We start from the raw sequence: 582 nt of genomic DNA on the forward strand, positions 1-582 counted from the left end.
ATTTGTTAAATATATCAAGATAATTAACAAAAACCGGCTCACAGCGCTGGGATTTGTTAAATAAAAATTTATAATTAACAAAAACAGTGGTGTTGAGGCGAAATATGTTAAATAAATCGGGATATCTAACAAAAACGCGATTTTTTTGTTAAATAAAAATTGCTAGAATCATCTAATTACTGTTTTAGGATAAAAAGATACCACACACCACAACAGGATCAGTCTTTTTATCCTCTTATTGACAAAAATGACGAGCCGCAACTAAAATTTGTTAGATATATCAGGATAATTAACAAAAACGCGGTCGCGACGATCGAATTTGTTAGATAAAACAATATATTTAACAAAAACCGGGTTGTAATGCTGGGATTTGTTAAATAAAAAGTTTTAATTAACAAAAACATCCCCGCTAATCCGAAATATGTTAAATAAATCGGGATAACTAACAAAATCGCAATATTTTTGTTAAATAAAATTTCTAGAAGGGGTATTTTTATCTTTTTAAAGGATAAAGAACCTTCTGTGCAGCTCTTATTTACAAAAAATCAGCTAATTTGTTAAATATATCAAGATAATTAACAA

This window comes from Nosocomiicoccus sp. HMSC09A07, assembly GCF_001808485.1.
GTDB lineage: Bacteria > Bacillota > Bacilli > Staphylococcales > Salinicoccaceae > Nosocomiicoccus > Nosocomiicoccus ampullae_A.